The following is a 3,329-nucleotide window of genomic DNA, read 5'->3' on the forward strand; positions in this document are numbered from 1 at the left end:
AGTGGGAGACACGTTGCTCAGCAAGCCATTCTCGCCGTTGCGGTGCTCCGAGGCCCCGCGTATTCGCTACCTCGCTTCCAGCACGGCACTGAGGAACTGCCGCGTCCGCTCGTTCTGCGGATCGCCAAAGAGCTGGTCGGGCGGACCCTGTTCGGCAATCTTGCAGCCGTAAAAGAAGCAGACGCGGTCGGAGAACTCCTTGGCGAAGCCCATCTGGTGCGTGACCATCAGCATAGTGAGGTCATGCTCGGTGCCGAGCTTACGGATTACGTTGAGCACCTCCCCGACGAGCTCCGGGTCGAGCGCCGACGTCACCTCGTCGAACAGCATCACCTTAGGCCGCATGGCCAGCGCCCGAGCGATCGCCACGCGCTGCTTCTGGCCGCCGGAGAGCTGGATCGGGAAATGGTTCATCTTGTCGCCGAGCCCCACCAAATCGAGCAGCTCCGCCACTCGGGCCTCAGCCTCCTGCCTGGAGAGCCCAAGCACCGAGACCGGCGCCTCCATGCAGTTCTGCAGCGCGGTCATGTGCGGAAATAGGTTGAAGTGCTGGAACACCATGCCGATCTTGCCGCGTACGCGCCGCAGGTGCTGATCGCTCGCCGGCACCATCTGGCCGTTCTTCTGCATGTGCGTGAGCGGCTCCCCGTCGACCCAGATCACCCCCCCGTTGATGCGCTCCAGCGTCATCAGCATGCGCAGCACAGTGGTCTTGCCCGAGCCGGAGGGGCCGATGATCGACACCTTCTCGTTGCGAGCGATGTCGAGATTGAGCCCGTCCAGCACCGTCAGCGCGCCGTAGCGCTTGGTGACGTTGTCGAAACGGACCATGGGTTCGCTCATGACTTTCTCTTTGCGCGCCATATCGTGGGTAAGCTCGTCCAGCACGCTATAGCGCGTCGTGACATTCTTGAAGACCATGGATTCGTTCATGGCGGACCTCCTACTGCAGATGGTAGCGGCGGTTGAGCCAGACGCTCACCGACTGCACGATTGCCGAAGCGACCAGGCTGAACACGAGATAGAAGAAGCCGACCATGGTGATCGCCTCGATGTACCGATAGTTGTTGCCGCCGAAATTCTTCGCCTGCTGCAGCATCTCAAGGACCGCGATCGCCGCTAGAATCGGTGTGTCCTTGAACATGCCGATGAAGTAGTTGCCCAGGCCGGGCACGATGGGCGGGATCGCCTGCGGCAGGATGATAGCCCGCCAACTGCGCACGCGCGACAGGTTTAGCGCGGTGCAGGCCTCCCACTGCCCGCCGTCCACATTCTCGATGCCCGAACGGTAGACCTCGGAGCAATAGGCGGCGTAGTGGATGCCGAGCACACCGATCCCGGCCGTCCACGCGGGAATGACAATGCCGAATTGCGGGCCGACGAAATAGACGAAGAACACCTGCAGCAGCAGGGGCGTTGAGCGGATGAACTCCACGATCTCCGTCATGGCAGTGGAGATGTAGCGGTTCGGCGACTGGCGGATCAGCGCGAAGACCAGCCCCAGCACCAGCGCGATCGCGAAGCCGAGCAGCGTGGCCTGAACTGTGACAATCGCGCCCCGGTAGAGATACGGGATCGCCTCCCAGACATACGACCAGTCCCAGATGTTCATGCCAGCGCCTCCCGAACAAAGCCGCGCGAGAAGCGGCGTTCCAGCCAGCGCACGAAGGGCGTGATGAGGGCGCGCGCAATGACGTAGTAGCCGAACAGCGCCACCGCGAAGAACAGGAGGTAATTGCCGGTGGCGTCGGCCGCCAGCTTGGAGGCGGTGGTCAGCTCGGTAATGGTGATGAAGAAGATGAGCGATGTACCTTTAAGCAGCTCGATCAGCAGAGTGCCCCAGGCGGGCAGCATGGCGCGGATCGCCTGCGGCAGGACGATACGGCGCATCATGGAGAGCCATGAGAAGTTGAGCGCGATGCTCGCTTCATACTGGCTGCGGTCGACGGCCTGGAGGGCGGCGCGGACCAGCTCGGCGCCGTAACTGGAAACGGACATGCCGATACCGAAGATTGCGACGGTCCAGGGTGACAACGCGACCCCGAAGATAGGCAGCACGAAGAACCACCAGTAGAGCTGCACAAGCATCGATGTTCCGCGTAAAAATTCGATATAGGCGATGCCGAACCAGCGTAGCGGCCAACGGGGCGAGACCCGCATCAAGCCGACGATCAGCCCCAGGACGATCGCCACCACAGATGCCCCGAGGGTCACGATCAGGGTGATCGCGACGCCTCTAGCCAGCGCGGCCACGCTGAAGCCGAGCGCGAATTCGTTCATGTCTCTGTCTCCGCTGAGCGCTCCCCGGCCTGAGACCGGGGGAGGCGGTCAGGCTCATGGACGGCAATTCCACCGGAACTACCCCTTGCAGAGTTCGGCGGTCGTGGTGCCGTCCGGCAGGGCGGCTTTAGTGTAGCCGTACTTACCGACCGACGCCATCATCTCGTCGGAACCGATATAGTCTTTCATCACCGCATTGAACGCGTCGACCGCCTCCTGCTGGTTGGGCAGGAAGGCGAAAGCAGGATAGCCAATGGCGGGCGGGGTAAACGGATCGGCCAGCTCGGTGCTGTCATCCTGGTCGGCAAATTTCTTCATGGTGAAGTAGTCGCCGGCGCCAGCGGCGGCGCGGCCGGCCTTCACAGCCTGCACGATCTCCGCCGGTCCGGCGACCTGCATGATCTTGTCGTCGGCAATGCCGACTTCTTGCGCGTACTTCACCGAATCGTAACCGGAGGCGGTGACAAAGGTGAGGCCCTTGTCGCGCACGTCCTGGTAGGAGTGCAGTTCTTCCGGGTTGCCCTTCGGCACGAGCAGCCCGTCGGCGCCCTTGCCGAGCGGCTCTGTGAAAAGCACGTTCCGGCAGCGCTCGGGGAGGATGAACATGCCGCCCGTGATGATGTCGAAGCGACCGGCCTGCAGGCCAGGGATCAGCGAGCCCCATTCGGTGACGATGGGCTCGACCTTGGTCGTGCCCAGCCTCTTCAGAATGTCGAGCGTCATCGCATTGACGAAGCCGAGCGGCTCGTTGTTCTCGCCAGGATAGGCCCAAGGCTTCTCGTTGGAGAAGCCGATCCGGATCGTCTCTCCGTTCTTGATCTTCTCGAGCAGCGACTGCGCCGAAGCCGAACCGGCAAACGAGGCCATTGCCATCGCCGCTATGCCGGCTGCAGCCATCCCCCTCAGGATTGCACGCCTCAAGGGGTCATTCCTGCTTTCGTCGTGTTTCCACTTTTTCACCGTAGTTCCTCCCAGCTCACGTTTTGTTTGGCCGCTTGTCCCACCGATCGTGAGATGACGTTCATATCCATGCGTTCACGTGACTCATG

Annotated in this window: 4 protein-coding genes; all 4 read right to left on the minus strand. The window is 62.2% G+C overall.

All coding sequences use genetic code 11. The annotated features are described in order from the left end of the window. Nucleotides 1-66 precede the first annotated feature (66 nt). A complete protein-coding gene (ehuA, locus tag P3C39_RS32800) occupies nt 67-843 on the minus strand; it encodes an ectoine/hydroxyectoine ABC transporter ATP-binding protein EhuA (RefSeq protein ID WP_245472858.1) in 777 nt (258 codons plus the stop codon). 100 nt (nt 844-943) lie between these two features. Continuing rightward, nucleotides 944-1,612 (minus strand): ectoine/hydroxyectoine ABC transporter permease subunit EhuD, encoded by a 669-nt coding sequence (gene ehuD, locus P3C39_RS32805; protein ID WP_127382842.1) that lies wholly within the window; start codon nt 1,610-1,612, stop codon nt 944-946. Further along, the gene (ehuC, locus tag P3C39_RS32810) at nt 1,609-2,280 is read right to left on the minus strand and encodes an ectoine/hydroxyectoine ABC transporter permease subunit EhuC (protein WP_127382841.1); all 672 of its coding nucleotides are present in this window, start codon (nt 2,278-2,280) and stop codon (nt 1,609-1,611) included. The genes ehuD and ehuC overlap by 4 nt, the downstream gene beginning before the upstream one ends. Before the next feature lie 78 nt (nt 2,281-2,358). Then, a complete protein-coding gene (gene ehuB, locus P3C39_RS32815) occupies nt 2,359-3,201 on the minus strand; it encodes an ectoine/hydroxyectoine ABC transporter substrate-binding protein EhuB (RefSeq protein ID WP_346016470.1) in 843 nt (280 codons plus the stop codon). Nucleotides 3,202-3,329: the final 128 nt, after the last annotated feature.

This window comes from Mesorhizobium sp. XAP4 (assembly GCF_029269325.1).
In the GTDB taxonomy this organism is placed as follows: Bacteria; Pseudomonadota; Alphaproteobacteria; order Rhizobiales; family Rhizobiaceae; genus Mesorhizobium; species Mesorhizobium ciceri.

Excerpts from the sequence above, each read along its gene's own strand:
- ehuA (WP_245472858.1), bottom strand. The coding sequence starts at position 843 with ATGAGCGAACCCATGGTCCGTTTCGACAACGTCACCAAGCGCTACGGC.
- ehuD (WP_127382842.1), bottom strand. The coding sequence starts at position 1,612 with ATGAACATCTGGGACTGGTCGTATGTCTGGGAGGCGATCCCGTATCTC.
- ehuC (WP_127382841.1), bottom strand. The coding sequence starts at position 2,280 with ATGAACGAATTCGCGCTCGGCTTCAGCGTGGCCGCGCTGGCTAGAGGC.